Here is a 22175-nt window from a genome sequence, read left to right as displayed (position 1 = left end):
GCGGCGGCGGTACGGGTACGGCGGCCGTACGGCTCAGGCGGCGTCGGCCGGCTTCGGCGCGGCGGGGGCGTCCGGGGCGTCCGGGGCCGGCTTGAGCCGCAGGGCCAGGGCCGCGGTGACGAGGGCGAGGACGGCGAGCCCGTAGAAGGCGACGCGGTAGCCGTCCACGACGGCCGCGGTGCCGCCGCTGCCGCTGTGGCTGGTGACGCCCGCGGCGACGGTGGCCAGCACGGCCAGGCCGAGGGCCGCGCCGAGCTGGCGGCACATGTTGAGCAGCCCGGAGGCGACACCGGCGTCGCGGGGGTCGATGCCGGCGGTCGAGGCGACGATCGCGGGCATCATCGTCACGCTCGTGCCCGCGCCGACGACGACGGTGGGCAGCAGCACGTGCGGGAGGTAGTCGGAGCGGACCGGAAGCTGCCCCACCCACACCAGCCCGGCCGCGGCGACGGTCCCGCCGATCACCACCAGGCGGCGGGCCCCGACGACCGGGATGAGCTTCTGCGACAGCAGCACCCCGACGCTGATCACCGCGACCATGGGCAGCAGGGACAGCCCGGTGCGCACGGCGCTCTGCCCCAGGGCCTGCTGGAGGTACAGCGAGAGGAAGAACAGCGGCGCGGTGATGACGGCGCCCATGCACAGCGTGAGGACGTTGCCCATGCGCACGTTGGCGACGGAGAAGATCCCCAGCGGGACCAGCGGCGCGCCGCTGCGCCGCTCGACGGCGACGAACGCGGCGAGCAGGAGCACCCCCGCCGCGAGCGCGGCGACCACGCGGGCGGCTCCCCAGCCCGCGGCGGGCGCCGCTGCCACACCGTAGACGAGCGAGGCGGCCGACAGGGTCACGGTGAGGGCGCCCGGCAGGTCGATGCGCGAGCGGCGCTGTCCCGTCGCGGTCGGCGCCAGCCAGGTCAGGCTCGCGACCAGCAGGCCGGCGCTGATGGGCACGTTCACCAGCATCACCCAGCGCCAGCTCACCGACGCCAGCAGGCCGCCGATCACGATGCCGGCGGCTCCGGCGCTGGAGGCGGCCACGCCCCACCAGGTCATGGCGCGGGTGCGCTGACCGGGTTCGGTGTGGCTGGCGGTGATCAGGCTGAGGCTGGAGGGCGCCAGCGCCGCGGCCCCCGCGCCCTGCACGACCCGGGCCGCGAGCAGCATCCAGCCGTCCTGCGCCAGCCCGCCCGCCAGCGAGGCCGCCGAGAAGACGGTCAGGCCGATCTGGAAGACCCGGCGGCGTCCGAACAGGTCGCCGGCGCGCGCGGCGAACAACAGCAGGCCGCCGAAGGCGACGAGGTAGCCGTTGACCACCCACTGCTGGGCGGAGGCGGACAGGCCGAGGCCCGCCTTCATGGCCGGCAGGGCCACGTTCACGATGGAGGAGTCCAGGACCACCATGAACTGCGCCACGCACGCCACGGCCGCGACGGCGGCGAGCGGGACACCGAGCTTGGCCACCCCGTGCGAGGCGTCCGCGGCCGGCGGCGGGGCGGCGCCGGTTCCCGGGGCGAGAGGTGATCGGTTGGGCATGGCGGTGCTCCTCGACGTTGCCGGATAGCCTGTCCGCCAATCGTAGAGCGATAGCGGATAGGCTGTCCACCAAGGTGCGTGCGGGCAGCCCCGGGGCAGCGGGAAGGCGCACCGAGCAGGGAGACCGCGCCGACCGCGCCGACCGCGCCGACCAGGCCCAGGACGCGGACCAGGCCCACGACGTCCGGAGGAGGAGTCCATGGAGGCAGGCAAACCCGCGTTCCCCAGGCGGCGGGCGGCCGCGGAGCGCAATCGCGACAAGATCCTCGACGCGGCCCGGGAGGCGTTCGCCGAGCCCGTCCCCGACATCTCCATGGCGGAGATCGCCCGCCGCGCCGGGGTGGGCATGGCCACGCTGTACCGCAACTTCCCCGGCCGGCAGGAGCTCCTGGAAGCCCTCTACGCGGACGAGGTCGACCAGGTCTGCGCCGCGGCGACGAGCGAGCCCGGCCAGTCCCCCGACGCGGCGCTCATCGCCTGGCTGCGCCTGATCATCGCGTTCATCCCGCACAAGCGGCTGATCGCGTCCGAGCTGCTGGAGCACACCGGCCGGGTCGGCCTCACCAGCCACCGCGGCCGGGCCGTCGAGGCGGGCCGCCCGCTGCTGACCGCGGCCCAGGAGTCCGGGCAGATCCGCGACGACCTGACGCTGGAGCAGGTCTTCGACGTGATCGTCGCCATCGCCAAGATCAACGAATCGCCCGACTACCTGCGGCCCCTCTTCGAGACCGTCCTCGACGGCCTGCGCGCGGGAGCGGCCCAGGACCCCGCCTGACCCTGGGGGCCGCCTGGGGCCGGCCCAGGCTCAGCGGGAGAGCGCGGTGGGCTGATACCCGGGGTGTCCGCACGGCCGCGCCTGCCTCCGGGCGGCGACCCGACCGTGCGGACACCCCTGAATGCCGGGCCAGGCCCTGATCCCCCCCGCGACCTGGCCCGGCTGCATCCCGGCCCTGCTTCCCCTCGATGCGTCAGCCTCCCCGGCTGCGCTCCCCCTGCAAGGGGCCGGGACATCTGCGGGTCCGCGCCGCCACCGCGTCCCGTGCGGCGGCGCGCTTCCTCGGACGCGCGGTCCGCGCGTCGTCGGACGTTTCCGCGGACGATCCCTCGGACATTTCCTCGGTGTTGCCCTCCCCGGCCGTCATGACCTGCTGGATCGTCACGTAACAAGCTTGCCAGCACCCATGTGGCCGAGAACATGGGTACAACTACGTAGTACGCGGATACAGGGGGACGCCGTGACGTACGCGGGCCAGGCGGGACACGACCGGATCACCGACCTCGCGCTGGGCGCGCTGCACGCGTCGGATCCGGACGAGCTGTGGCGGACGCTGGCCGAGGAGGTGCTGCGCGCGCTGGACGCGGACCTCGTGGTGCACAAGGAGGAGGAGTGGACCCCGCAGCGGGGCCGGGTCCGGATGTGGGAGCCGACCGAGCAGCTCGGCGGCGAGGCGATGAGCGAGCAGCTGCGGGCGCGGGTGCGCAGGTGCTACCCGTTCATCGACCACTACATCGTGTCCACCGACCCCGCGCCGACCAGCGCCGTGGGCATCATCGGCCGGCTGGCCTGGCGCAACACCGCGTACGCGACGATCTCCTACGAGGAGCTGGGCGTCCGGGACATGCTGACCATCCCGTTCCCGGACACCTCCCTCGACGAGCCGTACCGCGGCTGGAAGCTGCTGCGCAGCAGCGACTACACGCCGGCGCAGGTGGAGTACGCGAAGCGGCTGCAGCCGCTGCTGTGCGGGGTGGAGCGGCAGTGCCGCAATCTGCGGGCGCTGCGCCGGCCGGTGTCCGCCGGCTCGGACGCGGTCGCGGGACCCGACGCGGCCGCCGGCCCGAGCACCGGCCTCGACCCGGTGCGGCTGGCCGCCGAGCACGGGCTCACCCCGCGCGAGACCGTCGTGCTCGGGCTGCTCGGGAACTCCCTGACCGCCGAGGCGATAGGCCGCCGCCTGGGCATATCCGTGCGGACGGCCCAGAAGCACATCGGGAACCTGTACCGGAAGCTCAGCACCGCGGACCGGCTCTCCACGGTGCTGCGCGCGCAGGCGCTGGGACTTCTGCCGCCCCCGCGGCACCCGGGGTAGGCGGGGGCGCGGCAGGGGCGCGGCAGGGGCGCGGCAGGGGTACGCCCGGTGTCACCAGGGGACGACGCCCGCGTCCTCGTAGAAGCCGCCGGTCGGGCCGCCGTCGGGCAGCGTGGCGAGCCGGATCGCCGTGGCCGCGCCCTGCTCGGGGGTGCGCGGCCCGTGGAAGCCGGTGAAGTCGGTCGCGACCAGCCCCGGGCAGGCGGCGTTGACCAGGAGGTTCGTGCCGGCGAACTGCCGGGCGTACTGCACGGTCACGCCGTTGAGGAAGGTCTTGGAGGGCGCGTACGCCGCCATGATCGGGCCGACGTCGATGTCCGGGTCGGCCTGGCGGGTCAGCGAGGCGACGGAGCTGGACATGTTGACGATGCGCGGGGAGGCCGCGCGGCGCAGCAGCGGCAGCATGGCGTTGGTGACGCGGATGACGCCGAGGACGTTGGTCTCCACGACCTCGCGGACCAGGTCCAGGTCGAGCGTGGTCGGGTCCTGGTACCAGCCGGGGGCCATCTCCCCGGAGATCCCGGCGTTGTTGACCAGGGCGTCCAGGCGTCCGGCCACGCGGGCGACCAGGTCGGCGGCCTCAGCGACGCTGCGGTCGTCCGTGACGTCCAGCGGTACGCCGAACGCGTCCACGCCGCCCGCGCGCAGCTTCTCCACGGCGGTCGTACGCCGTGCGTCGTCGCGGGCGCCGATGCCCACGCGGTAGCCGAGGGCGCCGAGGCCGGCGGCGACGGCGTACCCGATTCCCTTGTTCGCGCCGGTGACCAGCGCGGTCTTCGCACCGGCGGCGTCGCCGGGGGCGCTGTCGGTGGTGGGCTCGGTGGTGGGCTCGGTGGTGTGCTCGGTGGTGTTCGTGTCGCTCATGCGGTCGATGCTCACGCCGGGCGGCGGGGGGCGGCCAACACCGATGCGGTATCCAGTGATACCCGGTCGGTATCACCGGGCGGGTAGGCTGGTCGTATGGACACACGTCGGGCGAGGGGCGGAGCGGGGGCGGTGGAGGCGTCGGCGGACGCGGGCGCAGCCGCTGGCACGCGGTGGGACGCGGGCGCGGGCGCAGGCGCGCGGTGGGATGTCGCGGAGGTGCGGCGGGACGTCGCGGGACCGCCCGCGAGCGCGGAGGCGGGAGCGCCCGGCGGCGCGGACGCGTTCCGTGGCGCGGACATGCTGGAGACCCGCGAGCTGAGGTACTTCACGGCCGTCGCCGAGGAGCTGCACTTCGGCCGCGCGGCCGAGCGCCTCGGCATGGCGCAGCCGCCGCTGTCCCGGGCGATCCAGCAGTTGGAGCGGCGCCTGGGCGTCACGCTGCTGGTACGCAACCGGCGCGGCGTGTCCCTGACCGCGGCGGGCGAGGTGCTGCTGCACGAGGGCCGCGCCGCGCTCGACGCGGCGACGGCGGCGGCGCGCCGCACCCGCCGGGCGGGCGGGGCGGACGACGCCGCGGCGTACGGCGTGGGCCCGGCCGGCGGCGGGAGCGGAGCGGGCGGCCGGCCCAACCGTCTGATGCTCGCGGTGAAGACGGGCAGCTCCCACCACCTGCTGGACAGGCTGCTGTCCGCCTACGCGGCCGAGCCCGGCGCGGTCGAGGTCGAGGTGCTGCAGTGCAACATCTGCGAGCAGGGCGACATGCTGCGCGACGGCCGCGCGGACGCGGCGCTGATGCACATGCCGTTCAACTCGCTGGTCGGGTTCGACAGCGAGCCGCTGCTGACCGAGGGCCAGGTCGCGATCCTGCCGGCCGCGCACCCGCTCGCGGCGCGTTCCGGCCTGACGACGGACGAGATCGCCGACATCCCCGACCTGCCGCTGGCCCGCTGGCCGGCCCGCGGCGTCGAGCCGCCCGGCCGCGGCCCGGTGATCGAGAACCTGACGCAGATCGCCCAACTGATCGCCCTGGGCCGGGCGGTGGCGGTCTTCCCCGACTCGGCCCGCTCCTGGCTGTGGCCCGAGCACGCGGCGGTCCCCCTCACCGACGCGCCCCCGGTCGTGACCCACATCGCCTGGCCCCCGCACAGCCGCTCCCTCCCCCTGGCCCACCTCGTCCGCGCGGCCTCGCGTCTCCAGCTTCCCGGCCTCGACACCGGGCGCGGCGCCGGTCACGTCGACGAGCCCTCCTGACGGGCGGTCACTTCACCGCGTCGGCCCGGAGTTCGGCGACGCCGAGGGCGAAGTCCAGGTGGCCCACCGCGTGGTTGGCGAGGCCCACGGTGAGCAGACCGGCTCCTTCCAGCCAGTGCGCCATGCGCAGACCGCCGACGTCCAGCGGGCGCAGCCCGAGGCTCTCGACGAACGCCGCCACGCTCGCTTTGGCCCGCGCGCTGTCCCCGGCCATGAAGACGTCGGGGCGGCCGTTCTCCAGGACGTGGCGGAAGACGGTGTTGAACGCCTTCACCACGTCGGCGGCCGGGGCCGCCCGGGCGGCTTCCTGCGCGACCGAGGTCGGCTCGCGGTGGGCCAGCCCGTCGAACGTCGGGTTGAAGGGGTTGCTGATGTCGACGACGACCTTGCCGGCGAGGGCGTCTCCGTACTGGCTGACGGCCGGCACGACGGCGTCGTGCAGCAGCGCCACGATGACGATGTCTCCGGCGGGCGTGGCGCCCCACCGGCCCGTCGTGACAACGGCGTTGACGCCGGTGCTGCCGGCGCCGCTCGTGCTGCCGACGCGGCCGGTGCTGCCGGCGCCAGCGCCGGCGCGCGCCTCGGCGCCGAGGGTCTCGGCCAGATCGGCGGCCTTGGCCCCGTCCCGGCCCATGATCTCGACGGTGTTGCCGCCCGCCAGGGCCCGCGCGCCGATGGCGCGGGCCATGTTCCCGGTGCCGATGATGCTGATGCTGCTCATGTGATGCCCTGCCTCTGGTCGCACAGAGTCCGGTTCAGAGGGCGGTGGTGCCGCCGTCGGCCACGAGCTCCAACCCGTTGACGTAGCTGGAGTCGTCGGAGGCGAGGAAGAGGGCGACGGTGGCGATCTCGTCGGGGCGGCCCATCTGCCCGCGCGGGATGAGGGACTCGAACTGCTGCCGGGTGGCCTCGTCGAAGAGCTCCTCCTGCTTGGCGGTGGCCACCTGGCCGGGGGTCAGGACGTTGACGCGGATGCGGCGGTCCTTGAGTTCGTTCAGCCAGACGCGGGCCCAGGCCTGCTGGACGGCCTTGCTGCCGGCGTAGACGCTCCAGCCGGGGAAGGCGCCGAGGGAGGCGTTGGAGCCGGTCATGAGGATGGAGCCGCCGTCGTTGAGGAGCGGCAGGGCCTTCTGGACGGTGAACAGGGTGCCGCGGGCGTTGAGCCCGAACCAGGTGTCGAACTGCGCCTCGGTGATCTCGCCGAGCGGCGCGGGCTCGCCGCCGCCCGCGCTGGCCCACAGGATGTCCAGGCTCCCCTTCTCCCGCCTGACGGTGTCGTACAGCCGGTCCAGGTCGTCCAGGTCGGCGGCGTCGCCGCGGACGCCGGTGACGTTGCGGCCGATCTCCTTCACGGCCTGGTCCAGCGCGTCCTGCCGGCGGCCGGTGACGAAGACGTACGCCCCCTCGTCGACGAACAGCTTCGCTCCGGCCAGTGCCATGCCGGTGGTGCCGCCGGTGATGACCGCTACCTTGCCGTCCAGCTTTCCCATGGTCGCTCCCTCGGGTCCGGTGGTGCCGTGCGCACCTGGGAGGACGGCTTAAGTACACCGCCCTGTGTGCTTACCGTACGGGGCGGCGAGGCGACGCGCAAACTATGTACACCGGTCGTTACCCAACCGGGGTAGGATGGAGCCATGACGGAGTCGCAGCAGGAGTTGGAGAAGGGCCCCACCGGCCGGCGTCGCGGGCGCGGCGCACGCGAGCGCATCCTCGGCGCGTCCCAGCGGCTCTTCCGCGAGCAGGGCATCAACCGCACCGGCATGGACCAGCTCTGCGCGGCGGCCGAGGTGTCCAAGCGCACGGCCTACCAGCACTTCGCGAGCAAGGACGAGCTGGTCGCCGAGTATCTGCGCCGGTTCGACCCCTCCGTGCTGTCCGGCGTGTTCGACCGCGACGACCTCACCCCCCGCGAACAGCTCCTCGCGGTCTTCGACATCCCCCCGACCACGCCCCTGTGCCCGTACATCGCCGCGGCCGTCGAGCTGCACGACCCGCAGCACCCCGCGTCCCGGTACGCACGCGAGTACAAGCAGGCCGTCGCCGCGCGGCTCACGGACGCCGCGCGGCGAGCCGGCGCCGCCGATCCCGAGCAGCTCGGCGAGCAGCTCGCGCTGCTCATCGACGGCGCGGCGGCGCGTACGCGGGTGCTCGACGCGGACGCGTTTCCCACCGCGGCGGCGATCGCGGCGGTGCTCGTGGACAACGCGATCCCGGCCCCCGCTACGGCCAGCGCCGGCCGCCGACAGGAGCAGGCGTCGCGCTGACGCCCGACGCGGCGCCGGTCAGCGGCACTTGGCCCGGTGCCACGCCGAACGTGAAGCCAAGCGGCGGAACGGTGCGCTCAGGCTCGGGCGACCGCCGCCTGAACCGCTTCGAAGATGTCCGCGTCGGTCTCGCGCTGCCACTGCGGCAACTCCGCCCAGTCCGCGACGTATCCGGGCTTGGGATGCTCGAAGTGCCGGTAGATCTGCGCGATCCAGCACGTCGCGACGAAGCGGCCCTTCTGCTCCCGGCTCAGCCGTGCCGCGTGCCCGCCGCTGACCACGAGGAACTCCCGGACCTGGTCCTCCACGGCCGCCGCCGACGCCCGCTCCCACTGCGGCGTCTCCTCCCACCCCGCGACGTACGCGGCCTTCGGCTCCCCCGGATAGTGCCGCAGCACCCCCGCGATCCACGCCTCACGGAACACCCGCCCGGGCTCGTACACGAGATCCGTCACGCTCGAACTCCCCACGCTCGCTCAGCCGGCAACGAGACGGCTCGTGAAGCCGTCGCGGACCAGCACCTCGTACGCGGCCCGCACCTCATCCGGAACGTCCTGCTCAACGGCGAAGCCCAGCCGCGGATACGCCATGATCCGCTGCACATCGCCCACGAGCATGTCGACCACCAACTTCGCGTCGCCGATGCCCTTCACGTACTCCTCGAACCCCAACGCCTCGGACGCGCACACCACATCGACCTGCGGCCACAGCTTCCGCACCGTCGCGTACGAACGCCGCTCCGCGTACGGCTTGCACACCACCATCACCGACTCCGGCACGATCCCGGCCCCGGCCAGCACCCGCCGCGAGAACGTGACGTTCTCCCCGGTGTTCCGGGCCCGCGGCTCGACCAGGATCGCCGCGTCCGGAACTCCCAACGCGAGTGCGTGCTCCCGGTAGTGCACCGCCTCTCCCCGCGGGAACCGCGCAACCGTCGTCCGGCTGTTCCCCCCGCTGAACACGATCACCGGAAACATCCCCGCGTGGAACAACTCCGCCGCCCGCGAGGCCACCCCGAGATCATGACTCCCCAGCCCGATCCCGACGGCACACGCCCGCGGCTCGTGCCCCAACCGGCAGTAGTCCCACAACCGCCGCGCCGCATCCCGCTGTCCGTCACCGATCGCCCGCTGCCCGCGTTCCGACACCCCGCTCACTCCACGCGGGCGATCAGCAGGTCGTACGTCTCGTCACCGTTGCGGTACGGGCCCGCGTACCGGTAGCCGAGACGGTCGTACAGCGCGCGGCCCCTGGGGTTGTCGGGGCGGACGAGCAGCGACGTCCAGCGCGGGGCGACGGCCTCGACCAGGCGCTGATGCAGGCGCGTTCCGATGCCCTGGGACTGCCAGCCCGGCCGGACGGCCAGCTCGCAGAGCCCCATCAGATCCTCGCGGGCGTCAGTGGGGATGTCAGGCAACAGCTCCGCGCCGTACCAGTATTCGGCCGAGCACGGAAAGCCGTAGCCGAACCCCACGAGAGTGCCACTCTGGTACGCGGCAGCCAACGTGAATCCGGCATGTCTGAAATGGCCGTTCACCTGGCGACGGAAGGAGGCGACGCTGCGCGCCCGGCCATCCGGGCTGTTGGCTGCGAACTCCGGGTGCGCGTCCGCCCAGATGTCCGCCAAAGTGTCCACCAAGGGTTGGGTCTGGCTGACACCGTGGACGCGTATAACAGTCTCGTCTGCGGCGGCGATGTCGTTGTTTGCCATGGCGCGGGTCACGCTGTTCTCCTCAGGCGGAATCAATGGTCAGGGCGCGATGCTTGTCCAGCCACTCCGACGCGAGCGGGGCCTTGGCGTGCCTTTGCAAAGCCGCCTCGACCTCCCGCAGCGCGTTCAGGAGGCGGCGGGACTTCACTTCGGGTACGAAGGTCAGCACCTTGTTCGCGGCGTCTACAGCAGCATCGAGGTCCGGCCTGTCGCGTACTGCGTTCTGAACCGCGATATCGGCGACGTAGAGCGCGCGGTTGCGCGCGAAGGCCTCACCATGGAGAAGCACGGCTTGCTCGGCGCCGTACGCGGCGCGCTCGTGCTGGCCCAAGTCGGCGCGACAGAGTGCCTCCAGCCCCGCCAGTTCGGCGGGGGTGAAGAACTCCAGCCACGCTGGATCGTTCTCGCGCGGGCCCTTGGCGTAGTAAGCGTGGGCATCGATGATCGCGGCATCGCAGGCGCTTCGATCCCCGATGAGCGCCCACCCGCCCGCCTCGCGCATGGCGAACAACGCATGCATGCGCGGAGAACCGAGCGGCCCGGCGACGCTGCGGGCGGCTTGCGCGGCTGCAACAGCTTCACGTGGCCGTCCACTTGCTTTCGCCAGCAAGGACAGGCAGCCGAAGCTGTGCGCTTCCAGCTCCGGATCCTGCGCGAGTCGAGCGGCGGCCAGGGCCTCGTTGTAGAGAGACCGGGCGTCGGCGTGCTGGCCCGAGTCGAACGACAACCAGCCGGCGGCAATGGAAAGTGCACCCGTCGCCGACCGCAGAAGGCGTCCAGTTGCCTGGGTGAAGTGGCCGTGGTTCAGCCACTCGTAGCTGGTGTGCAGAGCTTTGGTGGCCTCGCGCCGCATGACCGCAGAGCCGTGATCATGGTCATGCGCGTACAAGGCCATGGTCGACGCGACGACGCTACGTACCTCTCGCATTCCCATCCGGCGTCCGGAGCTCTGGGGACCGTTCAAGCCCAGCGCCACGCTGGTGACCGAGCCGACCCCGTCGCGGAGAAGAGCGCGCCGTTCCACGTCGGTGTCATCCGCCTTTCGTGTGTACGGATCGTTCGGATGTGCCAACTGCGGGAGGCGCACGGCCGTTTCGGTCGCGGTCCGGCGGGGGCGGAAGCCTAACTCCGCCAGGCCGCGGCCGGTGAGTTCGTGCAGGACCCTCTCGTACACCGGCCGCGGGCTCGTCACCTCCCCGCGTTCCCACGCAGCGACAAGCCGCGCGGTGCAGCCCGTGTTCTCGCCTGTCGCCGCCGCAGTCGTGTTGACCAGCCGCGCGAACTCCTCCCGGCTCATGCGGAACTGGACCTCCCGCACCCCGCGGATGACGTTGTTGGGCAAAGCGTCTGCGGTCATCTCAGCTCCGGCGCTACCACCACGTGAACGATCCGAACGTAACTCCTGAATGGGCACGTTGCAGGCCCCATGCCCTCACAGGCCTCATGCGAAGCGGGAATTGCATCCTTCTTACATCCCCATGGCCACGCGATCGCCGGACCGACTCCGATTCCCTCAAGACAGAAGAACCGGGCAACCCCGCCTGGACTTTCCGGAACGGAGACCGCACCATGCCCGCCGCCACTGCCCTCGACCCACGCCGCCGACCGCGTGTCCGCGCGCATCACAAAGCCACCCTCGCGCTCGACCCGGACCCCGCCCGCGTGGGCCACGCCCGACGCACGGTCCGCGCACTCCTCACGCGATGGCAGCTGGGCCAGATCACCGACCCGGCCCTGCTCGTGCTCACCGAACTGCTCGCCAACGCGCTACGACACGCCCCCGGTCCGGCGACCGAGCTGACCGTCACCGCGGACTGCGGCGCTCTGCTGATCGAGGTACGCGACAGTTCGCCGCAACCGCCGGCCATGACGGCCGACGCCGACCCGTACGCCGAAACCGGCCGCGGCCTCCCCCTCGTCCACGCGATGTCCCACGACTGGGGCTGGACCCCCCACCAGGACGAAACCAAAACCGTCTGGGCCCTGCTCAACACGTCACCCGCCTGAGCACCCGCACCGACTCGCCGCACGCACTCCCCCGCCACCCCTCGTACCTCAACGGCAGAGCCCCCGGCACTCCCCCGGCCGGGAAGACCCCGGTTCGACCCCGGGCGAGGGGACCCACACCCACAGAACCCACCAACCACCCACCACCACACCGAAAGCCACCCCATGACCAACCGCACCACCACCGACACGACCGACCCCACCACCACCCACGCCCCCGCGCTCCTCCCCGTCTGCGGCGCCCGGCGCACCCTCCCCGACCACCTCGTCCCCGTCGCCCACGCCCACACCCCCACCAGCGCTACCGGCGACACCGAAACCGCACGCGTCGAACGCGACCTGCGCTGCACCCTCCAGGCCCACACCACCGGCGACCACCACGCCTACGCCATGCACCTGCCCGGCGCCGACACCGGCTCCCTCTGGGTCCGCTGGACCCACCCCCACGACCCCCTCGCCCTCACGGTTCTTCCGGACTGCCGCACCCGCGCCCCCGAACCCCTCGACGAAACCTGCTGCCAGTACGCCGACCACCCCGGCGGCCACTGCTACGAACTCACCGACCCCTGGCACCCCACCACCCAACCCGCCTAACCGCCCCAGAAAGGGAACTGACATGGAGACCTTCGAACGCGCGCGGCTGGACGCGTACTTCGGCAAGGTCGCGGCGCGGTTCGCTCCTGGCGAGGCGGTGACATCGTTCCTGGTGACGCATCTGCTCCCGGAGCGGCCGTGCTTCGTGCGGGCGGTCGCCGCCATGAGCGGGTTGCGGGCGGTGCTGCCCAAACCCAAGTCGATCGACGGAACGGCACAGCGCGAGATCGAGAAGACCGTGCCGGTCGACGTGCTGTCGCGTGAACTGTTCGCCGATGCCGACGCCACGCTGGACTACTTCGAATCCCGCGCCGGGGGTGAGCCGATCGTGCTGCTCGATGTCGGCGGCTACTTCGCCCCCACGCTGGCCAGCCTGTACGCGCGGTTCTCCGGCCGCGTCGTGGGAGTGGTCGAGGACACCGAGAACGGCCACCGGCGGTACGCCGCCCTGGACAAGCCGCCTTGCCCGGTGGTCTCGGTGGCACGCTCACCGCTGAAGGAACCCGAGGACTTCCTGGTCGGTCAGTCCGTGGTGTTCTCCACGGAGGCCGTCATGCGGGGCCGGGGCGACATTCCGCACGGCCGACCCGCGCTGGTCATCGGATTCGGCAAGCTCGGTTCCAGCATCGCCCGGCTCCTGCACGCCAAAGGAGTCCAGGTCACCGTGTTCGACACCGATCCGGTACGACGCACGCAGGCGCTCTCGCAGGGGTTCGCCGTGGCCCGAGACCGGCAGGGGGCGCTCGCCGGAGCGGGGCTGGTGCTCTGCGCGACCGGCGCGGTTTCCCTGCGCGGCGAGGACTTCCCTCATGTGCGCAACGGTGCGTACGTCGCCACCGTCACCTCCAGCGAGGACGAGTTGGAGCTGAACGGACTGCCCGACGTGTACACCCGCACGGCGGCTGGTGAGCACGTCACGCGGTACCAGACCACGGGCCACTACTTCTATCTGGCCAACGGCGGCAACGCCGTCAACTTCCTGCACGGCGCGAGCGTGGGACCGTTCATCCACCTCGTGCAGGCCGAGATACTGGCGGCCATCAGGATGCTCACCCGCGGCGACCTGGCTCCTGGCATGCACGAGGTCGGTGCGGCCGACCGGGGCGATGTCGCCGGGATCTGGCTCGACTACTTCAGTAGGTGATCTACGTGGCCGTCACGGCCGAGCACATCCGCAGCACGCTCGCTGCGTATCTCGAACGGTACCCGGAGGACAAGGGTGACCTCGCGGTCGCGGTCGAGTTGGCCGGGGGCGCGGACGCGGGCGGGGTGGACGTCGGGAGTCGGAAGGAGTTCCGGGGGCACGCGACCGCCGGCGCGGTCCTCGTCGGGGCGGACGGGCTGGTGCTGCATGTGCTGCACGTCGCCACCGGGAAGTGGCTGCTGCCCGGGGGACATCTGGAGCCGGCGGACGTGGACCTGGCCGGCGCCGCGCTGCGGGAACTCGCCGAGGAGACCGGCGTCTCCCCCGGCGCCGTCACGCTCCTGGACGACCGGCCGGTGCACATCGACGTCCACCCGATCCCCGCCAACGACGCGAAGGGCGAGCCCGCGCACCGGCACATCGACTTCCGGTTCCTCTTCAGGACCGACGCCGAGGTGGGCGAACTCCAGGTCGAGGAGGTCGCGGGCGCCGCGTGGCGGCCCGTGGACGCGCTGCACGACCCCCGGCTGCGACGGCGCGTCGTCCAAGCGCTACGCTGACGCCGGACGCTGCCCGAGTGAAGGCCCGGCGTCGGTGCCGACACGGCACGGCTGCCCGCGCGGCGCCCGGCGTCGGCGTCACGTACGCCCCGGCCGGCGCCGCCTTGTCGGGGTGAGGCGGCGCCGGCCGGGTGGGAAGGGTCAGCCGGGTGGGTCAGTGCACGTCGGCCACCAGCGGCTCGTCGTCCGCAGACCCCGCGGCCGGGGACGCGGTCGGCGCGGCCTCGGAGGCTCCCGCAGCGGGGGACGCGGCCGGCGCGGCCTCGGAGATTTCGGCGGCCGGGGGCGCGGTCGGGGCGGCCTCGGAGGTCTCCGTGGCCGGGGGCGTCTTCGGCGCTGAACCCCGCAGAGGCGTCTCCGTGAGGAACCACGCCGCCGCGAACCCGACCACACTGATCGCCGCGCCGATCAGGAACACGATGTGCGTACCCGAAGCCACCGCGTGGAAGTACGCGTCCTTGATCCCCGCCGGCAGCTTCGCGATCGACGCCGGGTCCAGCTGCGCCCCGGACTTGGTGACCGCCGCACCGGACGCCCCGGCGTTCGCGGCCATCGAGTCCTGGATCTTGTGCGAGAACAGCGCGCCGAACAGCGAGACGCCGAACGAACCGCCGATCGTGCGGAACAGCGTCGCGGACGACGACCCGACGCCGATGTCCCGCATCTGCACGCTGTTCTGCGCGATCAGCATGGTGATCTGCATGATGAAGCCCATGCCCGCGCCGAGCACCGCCATGAACAGGCCGGAGGTGAAGCGGCTGGTGTGCACGTCCATCGTGGACAGCAGGTACAGGCCGACGGTGATCAGCGCGCCGCCGACGATCGGGAAGACCTTGTAGCGGCCGGTGCTGGTGGTGATCCGGCCGGCGACCATCGACACCGCCATCATCGCCAGCAGCATCGGGAGCAGCAGCAGGCCGGAGTTGGTGGCCGACGCGCCCTGCACGGTCTGCTGGTACAGCGGCAGGAAGGTCATCGCGCCGAACATCGTGAAGCCGACCAGGAAGCCGATCAGCGAGATGAGCGAGAAGTTGTGGTTGCGGAAGATCCGCAGCGGCAGGATCGGCTCGACCGCGCGCGTCTCGGCGTAGAGGAACGCGGCCAGCGACGCCAGGCCCAGCACCAGCAGGCCGATGATCTGGCCGGAGCCCCATGCGTACTGGGTGCCGCCCCACGTGGTCAGCAGCACCAGCGAGGTGATCGCGACGGTGAGCAGCGCGGCGCCGAGGTAGTCGATACGGCTCTCGGTCCGCTTCTTCGGCAGGTGCAGCACGATGGTGACCATGGTCAGCGCGACCGCGCCGACCGGCAGGTTGATGTAGAAGCTCCAGCGCCAGCCCCAGTTGTCGGTGATCGAGCCGCCGACCAGGGGGCCGCCGATCATCGCGATCGCCATGACGCCGGCGATCAGGCCCTGGTACTTGCCGCGCTCGCGCGGCGGGATCAGCTCGCCGATGATCGCCATCACGCCGACCATCAGACCGCCGGCGCCCAGGCCCTGGATGGCCCGGAAGCTGATCAGCTGGTCCATGCTCTGGGACATGCCGGACAGCGCGGAGCCGGCCAGGAAGAGCACGATCGAGGTGAGGAAGATGCCCTTGCGGCCGTACATGTCGCCGAGCTTGCCCCAGATGGGCGTCGACGCGGCGGTGGCCAGGGTGTAGGCGGTGACCACCCACGACAGGTGGTTGAGGCCGCCGAGTTCGCCGACGATGGTCGGCATCGCGGTGCCGACGATCATGTTGTCGAGCATCGCGAGCAGCATCGCGATCATCAGGCCGATCATCACCACGCGGACGCTGCGCTGACGCGGCTCCGGCTTGGCGGCGACGGTGTCGGCCGGCGGTGCGGTCTGGGACATGACCGGTTTCCTTCCCCCGGAAGTGGGCGGCTTCCGCTGTCGTCCTGCCGAGAAAACTGGTACGTAACTTACTTGCCGCCCGGCTAGATAATTGTCGTGATCACACGGTACGGTCTCTACTAGCCGGGCGTCAAGTAAGTGGGTAGCCTCAAGCCGAGGGCCTACCGTGTGAGGCCCGGTCCGTCACGTTTCGCCACGCACCCGGTGACGGGCAGCGCAGGAGTGCAGCAGGAGAGCGACAGCCCATGGCCACACCGCATCAGCAACGCCGCGGCGACACCCGTCGCCGCATCCAGGATGTCGCGCTGGAGCTGTTCGCACAGCAGGGGTACGAGAAGACGTCCCTGCGCGAGATCGCCGAGCACCTGGACGTGACCAAGGCGGCGCTGTACTACCACTTCAAGACCAAGGAGGACATCCTCGCCAGCCTGGCCGACGACCTCGCCACGCCGGTCGCCGACCTGATCGCCTGGGGCGAGCGGCAGCCGCGCACCCTGGCCACCAAGCAGGAACTGCTGCGCCGCTACAGCGACATCCTGTGGGGCGCGTCGCGCTTCTTCCGCTTCATCCAGGAGAACCAGGCGACGGTGCGCGACCTGTCCATCGGCGAGACGCTGCGCAGCAACGTACAGGGGCTGCACGCCCTGCTGCGCGAGGAGGGCGCGACGATGACGGCGCAGGTGCGCTCGGTCACCGCGCTGTTCGCGATGCACGCGGGGATGTTCGCCATGCAGAACCTGGAGGGCGACCCCGAGGACAAGCGCGCGGCTGTCCTGGAGGTCGCCCTCGATCTGCTGGCCCAGGCGGAGGCGCCGAGCACCGCCACGCGGTGACGCGGGGTCCCCTGGCGGGGGCTTCCCCTCACGCCGAGGGGACCCCTCACGGGTGGAGTCGACTGCTTACGGGTTGACGCCGTGCGCCCGCAGGAAGTGCAGCGGCTCGACCGAGGAGCCGTACACCGGGGTGGTGCGCACCTCGAAGTGCAGGTGCGGACCGGTGGAGTTGCCAGTGGAGCCGGACTTGCCGATCTCCTCGCCGGTGATCACGTGCTCGCCCACGTGCACGCCGATGTGCGACAGGTGGCCGTACTGCGTGTACAGGTGCGCGCCGTGCTTGATCACGATGTTGTTGCCGTAGGCGCCGCCCCAGCCGGCCGTCACCACGGTGCCGGTGTGCGCGGCGCGCACGCTGGTGCCGCTGGGGACCACGAAGTCCTGGCCGGAGTGGGTGTGGATCCAGTGCGAGCCGACCTGGTGGTAGCCCGCGCCCAGCACGTAGCCGGTGGTCGGGGTCTCCCACCCGGCGATCCGGGCCTTGCGGTCGGCGGCGGCCTTGGCGGCGGCGCGCTTCTTCGCCTCGGCGGCGGCCTTCTTCTCCGCCGCGGCCTTCGCCTGGGCCTTCTTCGCGTCCGCGGCGGCCTTGGCCGCGGCGGCCTTCTGCCCGCCGGCCTGCTTCGCCACGGCGTCCGAGATGCTGTGTGCCGAACCAGCGGCGAGGAAGCTTGCGGGGTGGGCGTCGGCGGCCAGCGCCGCCGAGGTGCCCAGCGCGAGCGCCGCGACCATTCCGCCGGCCACCACGGCGACCCGGCCGCGGGTGACGGACTTCGGGGCGCGGTTCTTCGTCGTCGAGTTCTTGCGCATGAAGAAATGACCTCACTGGGGTTGGGGGAGCGACCGAACCGGCTGCGGCCGGTCGCCCATCCTTGGTAACCCGGCCCTCCGCGGCCGACAAGGAGCCCCCGTACGACCCCGCTTCGTAGCCGGCGCCCGGCCCGCGGGCGGTTCCGCGCTCCTCGCCCGGCGGCCGGAAACCGCCGCGATGCCCGAATCGTCCCCTGTCGGGCGGGGACGGCCCCGCACCGCGCCGTCCCCAGCCTGTGGACAGCCGCGCGCGGTGCGCCGTACGCACTAGGCGCGGTAGTAAGTGGCGCGGCTCACGTGGGACACATCACCGGCGGGCCCGCCGCGTGCCCCCGTTTCGTGGCCCCGGTCACAGCCGCGCCGTTACGGTGGGAGGGCCGGCGGGGGCCGCACGTGAGCGCGAGGGGGGCCGCATGACGACGCAGGGGGACGAACCGATGACGCGTCCGAGCGGACCGGATGCGCGTCCGGGCGGACCGGATGCGCGTCCGGGCGGACCGGTGGACGGGATGGAGCTGGCCGAGGCGGTCGAGGCCGTCCGGCAGGGCTTGATGGCCGGCGCGGCGCGCGGCGCGGGCTCCGGCATACGGTTCGAGGTCGGCGAGATCCACATGGAGTTCTCCGTGCAGCTCCAGCGGACGCGTACCGGCCGCGCGGGCGTCAAGGCGTGGGTGGTCGACGCGGGCGGCGACGCCTCCCGCGCCCTGGGCCGCACCCACACCGTCTCCTTCACGCTCCGCCCGGTGGACGCGGCGACCGGGCGCTCGCCGCTGATCGCGGCGCCGGACGAGGGGGACGTGTCGGGGCTGGGTGGCGTGCCCGGGCCGGGCGAGGGCGAGGGCGATGGCGTTGGGGGCGACGGGGGCGACGGCGACGGGTCACGCCCGGGCGGGAGGTACTGAGCCGATGGAGGAGCCGGCGGACGCGCCGACGAAACCCGCCGGGCCAGCGGGGGAACCGGCCCGCACGCCCGCCGGGCCCGCGGGGGAACCGGCCCGCACGCCCGCCGGGCCCGCGGGGGAACCGGCCCGCACGCCCGCCGGGCCCGCGGGGGAACCGGCCCGCACGCCCGAAGCCCCCGCAGGGCGCCGCCGCGGCCGGCGTGCCGCCCAGGCGGCCGGGTCCGGCGGGCGGGCCCCCGGTCCGCAGGCCGCGCGGCTCGCCGTGGTCCGCTGCGGCGGGCGCCAGGGCAGCGGCTATCTGCTGACCCCCTACCTCGTCCTGACCGCCGCCCACGTGGTGGAGGGCACGGAGGAGGTGCGGGTCACCGTGCCCGGGCCGCGCGGCGAGGTGGTGTGCCACCGCGCCGGGGTGTGGCGGCGCGACCGTGCCACGCCACAGGGCCCCGGCGGCGTCGACGTCGCGCTGGTCGCCTGCGAACGGAAGCTGACCGACGGGAGCGGCCTGGGATGGTTCGAACCGTGGGCGGACATCACCTCCCTCGGCCCGATCCCCGGCTGCGTGGCGGTCGGCTTCCCGTACGTGCAGCGCGACGCGGCCGGGCGGCTGGACACCGAGCAGCTCACCGGCACGTACAAGCCCGGCACGGGACTGTTCTCCGGTCGCGGCGTGCTGGTGCTGGACGGGGCGCCGCCCGCGCCCCGGGCGGACGGCCTCTCGCCGCTGGCCGGCATGTCGGGCGCCGCGGTCTTCGCCGGCGGCGCGCTGCTGGGCGTCGTCGCCGGCGACCCGCACGGGTGGCGGCACGGCCGGGTCACCGTCACACCCGCGCACAGGTTCCTGCCGGAGGACGGCTTCTACACGGCGCTGAGGCGGTACGGCGGCAAGCGGCCCCGCCTGGTCCCGCCGCCGGGGCAGGTGCGCGACGAGGTCGCGGAGTTCGAGTCCCGCTACGCCGGCTACGTCGCCAAGCGCCACGAGACGCTGCGGATCTTCGGCATCGACGTCAGCCGGCGCGGGCGGGCGGTATGGCCGCTGGACGCGGCGTACTACAGCCTGGAGGTGTCGCCGAGCGCGCGCCGGGCGGTGTCCCGCTGGCACCAGCCCGTCCCCGTCATCGGGATGTCCGCGCTGGACCCGGGGCCCGGTGACGGGCCGGGGCCGGTCCCCGCGGGCCCGGTCCCCGCGGAGCAGGCGCTCGCCGGGCACCAGCGGGTGCTGCGGCGCGGCGTCGCGGGGTCCGGCAAGAGCACGCTGGTGCAGTGGCTGGCGGTGAGCGCGGCGCGGCAGGACCTCGGCGAGGGGCTCAGCCACTTACGGGACCTGGTGCCGTTCGTGCTGCCGCTGCGCACGGTGGCGCGGCGGGGCGCCCTGCCGGCGCCCGCGGAGTTCCTGTCCGCGGTGGAGGCGCCGATGACCGCGCCGCCGAGCTGGGCCGAGCGGGTGCTGGCCGAGGGGCGCGGGCTGGTGCTGGTCGACGGCCTGGACGAGATCGACGAGCGGGCCCGCGAACGCGTCGGGGACTGGCTGCGCGGGCTGCTCGCGGCGTATCCGGGCAACCACTGGCTGGTCACCTCGCGCCCCTCGGCGGTCGAGGACTCCTGGCTGGCCGACGCGAGCTTCACCGAGCTGACCCTGTCGCGGATGAGCCGCGCGGACGTACGGGCCTTCACCGCGCGCTGGCACGAGGCGGCGCGCGCCACCGTCCCGCCGGACCGGGACGGCGGGACGGACACCGAAGAGCTGGCCCGCATCGACGCGTACGAGCGCTCGCTGCTGGACGCGCTGCGCACCAAGCAGGACCTCGCCCGGCTGGCCACCAACCCGCTGATGTGCGCCCTGATCTGCGCGCTGCACCGCGACCGCGGCGGCTATCTGCCGACCGGGCGCAAGGAGCTGTACGACGCGGCGCTGTCGATGCTGCTGGTGCGCCGGGACGAGCAGCGCGAGCTGGCGCCGGCGCTGGCCGAGGCGCCGCAGGTGCAGCTGCTGCAGAAGCTCGCGTACTGGCTGGTGAAGAACGGCCAGGCGGAGATGGACCGCGAGGACGCGCTGGGGCTCATCGAGGCGGCGCTGCCGGCCATGCCGGGGGTCGCGGCGCTGGGCGACGCGGCGGCGGTCTACCGCTACCTGCTCGAACGCAGCGGCCTGCTGCGCGCGCCCACGACCGATTCGCTGGACTTCGTCCACCGGATTTTCCAGGACTACCTGGCCGCGCGGGCGGCGGTGGAGGACCGCGACTTCGACCTGATGGCGCGCAACGCCCACCACGACCAGTGGGCCGACGTCATCCGGATGGCCGTCGCGCACGCCCGCCCGGACGAGCGGGCCCGCCTGCTGAAGAAGATCGTCGCGCGCGGCGACCGCGCCAGGTCCCACCGCGCCCGCCTGCACCTGCTGGCGATGGCCTGCCTCGAACACGCCACCGAGCTGGACCCGGCGGTCCGCGCGCTGGTCGAGGAGCGCGGCGCACGGCTGATCCCGCCGCGGACGGCCGCCGAGGCCGAGAAGCTGGCCGAGGTCGGCCCGATGGTCCTGGAGCTGCTGCCCGGACCCGAGGGGCTGGACGACGACGAGGCGCTGGCGGTGGCACGGACAGCCCAGCTGATCGGCACCGACGCGGCGATCGCCGTGCTGGCCCGATTCACCGGCCCCGGCGGACAGAAGGTCCGCCACCACGTCGCCCGCTTCCCGGCGGGAGTGGACCGTGAGCGCTATGCCGTCGAAATCCTCGACCGGCTCCCCCGGGCGGAGACCCTCTACGCCGTCGACTCGCCGGACGAGCTGGACCTGCTGAGACGCATCGGCGGCGTCGAACAGGTCGACGCGCTGGGAAGTCTCACCGCCACCGACGTGCTGGACCGGCTGGCCGACACCGACGTCGTGACCAGGGTGGACCTGATGAACCCGGTGTCCGACGAGGAGCTCCGGCGGCTGGCGACGCTCCCCCGGCTCTCCGCGCTGGTGCTCGGCGATTGCTCGCAGCTGACCGACCTGTCGCCCCTGGCGGGCCTGTCACTGCGCGTGCTCTCCCTGCTCCGCCAGCCGCCGGGCCTCGGCCTGGGCGCGCTGGCCGGCCAGACCGCTCTGCACTGGCTCGCCGTCGAGAGCCCGTACGACGACTGGGCGGGCTGACCAGCCTCCCCGACGGCCTGCCGGTCGGCTCGCTCATCACCCCTTACGGTGTGAACGGCTTCGGCGGCGTGGAGCGGCTGCGGCAGCTCACGCACCTGGCGTTCCACCGCGCGCGGCGACCTCTCTCGCGCGCCGACTGGGCCCTTCTGGCGGATCTTCCCGAGCTGTGGTCCCTCCCGGCTTCCAGCCCCGACCCCGTGTTCGACGTGAGCTTCCCGCCGCTTCCCGGCATCCGGCGGCTCCAGGTCAGCGCGCGGGACGACGACGCGCAGTTCGCCCCGCTGCCGGAGCTGTTCCCCGGTCTCACCCACCTCACGGTGACGGCGCCCTTCGGCAGCGCGCCGCCCTTCGTCGACCTCTCCCCGTTGGCCGCCCTGCCCGAGCTGACCCGGGTCGTCGTCCAGGACCCACCCCCCGGCCTGACCCTCCTGAACGCCGACGCCCTCGCGGCCGACGTGGAGATCCGCCCCCGCCCCCGCGCGTGAGAGCCGGCGCAGCGTGGGAGCGCCGAAACGCCCCCGGCCCCGGGGCCCAGCCCTGGGAGGGGCGGGGCCGGCCGGGGCCGGGGGCGCGGGGTGGCGGCCGGGGGCCGCCGGGCGCGGAGGGGGCCGGGTGAGG

Annotated in this window: 22 protein-coding genes; 12 read left to right on the top strand and 10 right to left on the bottom strand. The window is 73.1% G+C overall.

The window, feature by feature from the left end:
* Positions 1-33 precede the first annotated feature (33 nt).
* Positions 34-1533: an MFS transporter gene (locus VSR01_RS22955; protein ID WP_326451052.1), complete on the bottom strand. Its 1500-nt coding sequence runs from the start codon at positions 1531-1533 to the stop codon at positions 34-36.
* 199 nt (positions 1534-1732) lie between these two features.
* Here VSR01_RS22955 and VSR01_RS22950 point away from each other — a divergent pair, with 199 nt between their 5' ends.
* Together VSR01_RS22950 and VSR01_RS22945 are read left to right on the top strand one after the other, a co-directional pair.
* The gene (locus VSR01_RS22950) at positions 1733-2308 is read left to right on the top strand and encodes a TetR/AcrR family transcriptional regulator (RefSeq protein WP_326451051.1); all 576 of its coding nucleotides are present in this window, start codon (positions 1733-1735) and stop codon (positions 2306-2308) included.
* 460 nt (positions 2309-2768) lie between these two features.
* The gene (locus VSR01_RS22945; RefSeq protein ID WP_326451050.1) at positions 2769-3623 is read left to right on the top strand and encodes a helix-turn-helix transcriptional regulator; all 855 of its coding nucleotides are present in this window, start codon (positions 2769-2771) and stop codon (positions 3621-3623) included.
* A gap of 51 nt (positions 3624-3674) precedes the next feature.
* On the opposite strand, the gene VSR01_RS22940 is transcribed toward VSR01_RS22945, so the two are convergent.
* Positions 3675-4487: an SDR family oxidoreductase gene (locus VSR01_RS22940; RefSeq protein WP_326451049.1), complete on the bottom strand. Its 813-nt coding sequence runs from the start codon at positions 4485-4487 to the stop codon at positions 3675-3677.
* A gap of 300 nt (positions 4488-4787) precedes the next feature.
* On the opposite strand from VSR01_RS22940, the gene VSR01_RS22935 reads away from it, so the two are divergent.
* Entirely contained in the window at positions 4788-5741 is a 954-nt protein-coding gene (locus VSR01_RS22935; RefSeq protein ID WP_326453765.1) for a LysR family transcriptional regulator, read from the top strand.
* Positions 5742-5748: 7 nt separating this feature from the next.
* Here VSR01_RS22935 and VSR01_RS22930 read toward each other — a convergent pair whose 3' ends face one another.
* Positions 5749-6462 carry an NADPH-dependent F420 reductase gene (locus VSR01_RS22930; RefSeq protein WP_326451048.1) on the bottom strand — a complete coding sequence of 238 codons (714 nt, stop codon included), beginning with the start codon at positions 6460-6462 and terminating at the stop codon, positions 5749-5751.
* A 34-nt stretch (positions 6463-6496) separates the two neighbouring features.
* Positions 6497-7231, bottom strand: coding sequence for an SDR family NAD(P)-dependent oxidoreductase (locus tag VSR01_RS22925; RefSeq protein ID WP_326451047.1), 735 nt, complete (start codon positions 7229-7231; stop codon positions 6497-6499).
* Positions 7232-7375: 144 nt separating this feature from the next.
* Here VSR01_RS22925 and VSR01_RS22920 point away from each other — a divergent pair, with 144 nt between their 5' ends.
* Positions 7376-8005, top strand: a complete 630-nt coding sequence (locus VSR01_RS22920) for a TetR/AcrR family transcriptional regulator (RefSeq protein WP_326451046.1) — start codon at positions 7376-7378, stop codon at positions 8003-8005.
* A 77-nt stretch (positions 8006-8082) separates the two neighbouring features.
* Here VSR01_RS22920 and VSR01_RS22915 read toward each other — a convergent pair whose 3' ends face one another.
* From VSR01_RS22915 to VSR01_RS22900, 4 genes are read right to left on the bottom strand one after another with little or no spacing between them, the layout of a single operon-like run.
* Positions 8083-8460, bottom strand: coding sequence for a hypothetical protein (locus VSR01_RS22915; RefSeq protein ID WP_326451045.1), 378 nt, complete (start codon positions 8458-8460; stop codon positions 8083-8085).
* Positions 8461-8481: 21 nt separating this feature from the next.
* Positions 8482-9153: a YdcF family protein gene (locus VSR01_RS22910; RefSeq protein WP_326451044.1), complete on the bottom strand. Its 672-nt coding sequence runs from the start codon at positions 9151-9153 to the stop codon at positions 8482-8484.
* Positions 9154-9158: 5 nt separating this feature from the next.
* On the bottom strand, positions 9159-9728 hold the full coding sequence (locus VSR01_RS22905; RefSeq protein ID WP_326451043.1) for a GNAT family N-acetyltransferase: 570 nt from the start codon (positions 9726-9728) through the stop codon (positions 9159-9161).
* 10 nt (positions 9729-9738) lie between these two features.
* Complete coding sequence (locus VSR01_RS22900) at positions 9739-11073, bottom strand: hypothetical protein (protein WP_326451042.1); 1335 nt, start codon at positions 11071-11073, stop codon at positions 9739-9741.
* An 86-nt stretch (positions 11074-11159) separates the two neighbouring features.
* Between VSR01_RS22900 and VSR01_RS22895 the strand changes: the two genes are divergently transcribed.
* The 4 genes from VSR01_RS22895 (at position 11160) to VSR01_RS22880 (ending at position 14021) form a co-directional block, all read left to right on the top strand.
* The gene (locus VSR01_RS22895; protein ID WP_326453764.1) at positions 11160-11723 is read left to right on the top strand and encodes an ATP-binding protein; all 564 of its coding nucleotides are present in this window, start codon (positions 11160-11162) and stop codon (positions 11721-11723) included.
* A 165-nt stretch (positions 11724-11888) separates the two neighbouring features.
* Positions 11889-12317 (top strand): hypothetical protein, encoded by a 429-nt coding sequence (locus tag VSR01_RS22890; protein WP_326451041.1) that lies wholly within the window; start codon positions 11889-11891, stop codon positions 12315-12317.
* Positions 12318-12339: 22 nt separating this feature from the next.
* Positions 12340-13461 (top strand): NAD-binding protein, encoded by a 1122-nt coding sequence (locus tag VSR01_RS22885; protein WP_326451040.1) that lies wholly within the window; start codon positions 12340-12342, stop codon positions 13459-13461.
* 5 nt (positions 13462-13466) lie between these two features.
* On the top strand, positions 13467-14021 hold the full coding sequence (locus VSR01_RS22880) for an NUDIX hydrolase (protein ID WP_326451039.1): 555 nt from the start codon (positions 13467-13469) through the stop codon (positions 14019-14021).
* 154 nt (positions 14022-14175) lie between these two features.
* Here the strand turns inward: VSR01_RS22880 and VSR01_RS22875 are convergent, their stop codons facing one another.
* Positions 14176-15882, bottom strand: a complete 1707-nt coding sequence (locus VSR01_RS22875; RefSeq protein WP_326451038.1) for an MDR family MFS transporter — start codon at positions 15880-15882, stop codon at positions 14176-14178.
* 245 nt (positions 15883-16127) lie between these two features.
* Between VSR01_RS22875 and VSR01_RS22870 the strand changes: the two genes are divergently transcribed.
* A complete protein-coding gene (locus tag VSR01_RS22870) occupies positions 16128-16715 on the top strand; it encodes a TetR/AcrR family transcriptional regulator (protein ID WP_326451037.1) in 588 nt (195 codons plus the stop codon).
* A gap of 66 nt (positions 16716-16781) precedes the next feature.
* On the opposite strand, the gene VSR01_RS22865 is transcribed toward VSR01_RS22870, so the two are convergent.
* On the bottom strand, positions 16782-17522 hold the full coding sequence (locus VSR01_RS22865) for a M23 family metallopeptidase (protein ID WP_326451036.1): 741 nt from the start codon (positions 17520-17522) through the stop codon (positions 16782-16784).
* A gap of 509 nt (positions 17523-18031) precedes the next feature.
* On the opposite strand from VSR01_RS22865, the gene VSR01_RS22860 reads away from it, so the two are divergent.
* Genes VSR01_RS22860 through VSR01_RS22850 form a run of 3 tightly spaced genes read left to right on the top strand, consistent with a single transcriptional unit; the run spans position 18032 to position 22042 of the window.
* Positions 18032-18424, top strand: coding sequence for a trypco2 family protein (locus VSR01_RS22860; RefSeq protein WP_326451035.1), 393 nt, complete (start codon positions 18032-18034; stop codon positions 18422-18424).
* Positions 18425-18428: 4 nt separating this feature from the next.
* A complete protein-coding gene (locus VSR01_RS22855; protein ID WP_326451034.1) occupies positions 18429-21557 on the top strand; it encodes an NACHT domain-containing protein in 3129 nt (1042 codons plus the stop codon).
* 50 nt (positions 21558-21607) lie between these two features.
* On the top strand, positions 21608-22042 hold the full coding sequence (locus VSR01_RS22850; protein WP_326451033.1) for a hypothetical protein: 435 nt from the start codon (positions 21608-21610) through the stop codon (positions 22040-22042).
* The last annotated feature ends 133 nt before the right edge of the window (positions 22043-22175 follow it).

Source organism: Actinacidiphila sp. DG2A-62 (assembly GCF_035825295.1).
In the GTDB taxonomy this organism is placed as follows: domain Bacteria; phylum Actinomycetota; class Actinomycetes; order Streptomycetales; family Streptomycetaceae; genus Actinacidiphila.
Note: the sequence above shows the minus strand (reverse complement) of the source record. Positions and strands in the feature narration are given on the sequence as shown.

What these genes read in the sequence shown, in the direction of transcription:
- VSR01_RS22875 (WP_326451038.1), bottom strand. Translation starts at nt 15,882, where the DNA reads ATGTCCCAGACCGCACCGCCGGCCGACACCGTCGCCGCCAAGCCGGAG.
- VSR01_RS22870 (WP_326451037.1), top strand. Translation starts at nt 16,128, where the DNA reads ATGGCCACACCGCATCAGCAACGCCGCGGCGACACCCGTCGCCGCATC.
- VSR01_RS22950 (WP_326451051.1), top strand. Translation starts at nt 1,733, where the DNA reads ATGGAGGCAGGCAAACCCGCGTTCCCCAGGCGGCGGGCGGCCGCGGAG.
- VSR01_RS22930 (WP_326451048.1), bottom strand. Translation starts at nt 6,462, where the DNA reads ATGAGCAGCATCAGCATCATCGGCACCGGGAACATGGCCCGCGCCATC.
- VSR01_RS22955 (WP_326451052.1), bottom strand. Translation starts at nt 1,533, where the DNA reads ATGCCCAACCGATCACCTCTCGCCCCGGGAACCGGCGCCGCCCCGCCG.
- VSR01_RS22860 (WP_326451035.1), top strand. Translation starts at nt 18,032, where the DNA reads ATGGAGCTGGCCGAGGCGGTCGAGGCCGTCCGGCAGGGCTTGATGGCC.
- VSR01_RS22890 (WP_326451041.1), top strand. Translation starts at nt 11,889, where the DNA reads ATGACCAACCGCACCACCACCGACACGACCGACCCCACCACCACCCAC.
- VSR01_RS22920 (WP_326451046.1), top strand. Translation starts at nt 7,376, where the DNA reads ATGACGGAGTCGCAGCAGGAGTTGGAGAAGGGCCCCACCGGCCGGCGT.
- VSR01_RS22885 (WP_326451040.1), top strand. Translation starts at nt 12,340, where the DNA reads ATGGAGACCTTCGAACGCGCGCGGCTGGACGCGTACTTCGGCAAGGTC.
- VSR01_RS22900 (WP_326451042.1), bottom strand. Translation starts at nt 11,073, where the DNA reads ATGACCGCAGACGCTTTGCCCAACAACGTCATCCGCGGGGTGCGGGAG.
- VSR01_RS22865 (WP_326451036.1), bottom strand. Translation starts at nt 17,522, where the DNA reads ATGCGCAAGAACTCGACGACGAAGAACCGCGCCCCGAAGTCCGTCACC.
- VSR01_RS22855 (WP_326451034.1), top strand. Translation starts at nt 18,429, where the DNA reads ATGGAGGAGCCGGCGGACGCGCCGACGAAACCCGCCGGGCCAGCGGGG.
- VSR01_RS22935 (WP_326453765.1), top strand. Translation starts at nt 4,788, where the DNA reads ATGCTGGAGACCCGCGAGCTGAGGTACTTCACGGCCGTCGCCGAGGAG.
- VSR01_RS22925 (WP_326451047.1), bottom strand. Translation starts at nt 7,231, where the DNA reads ATGGGAAAGCTGGACGGCAAGGTAGCGGTCATCACCGGCGGCACCACC.
- VSR01_RS22940 (WP_326451049.1), bottom strand. Translation starts at nt 4,487, where the DNA reads ATGAGCGACACGAACACCACCGAGCACACCACCGAGCCCACCACCGAG.
- VSR01_RS22895 (WP_326453764.1), top strand. Translation starts at nt 11,160, where the DNA reads ATGCGAAGCGGGAATTGCATCCTTCTTACATCCCCATGGCCACGCGAT.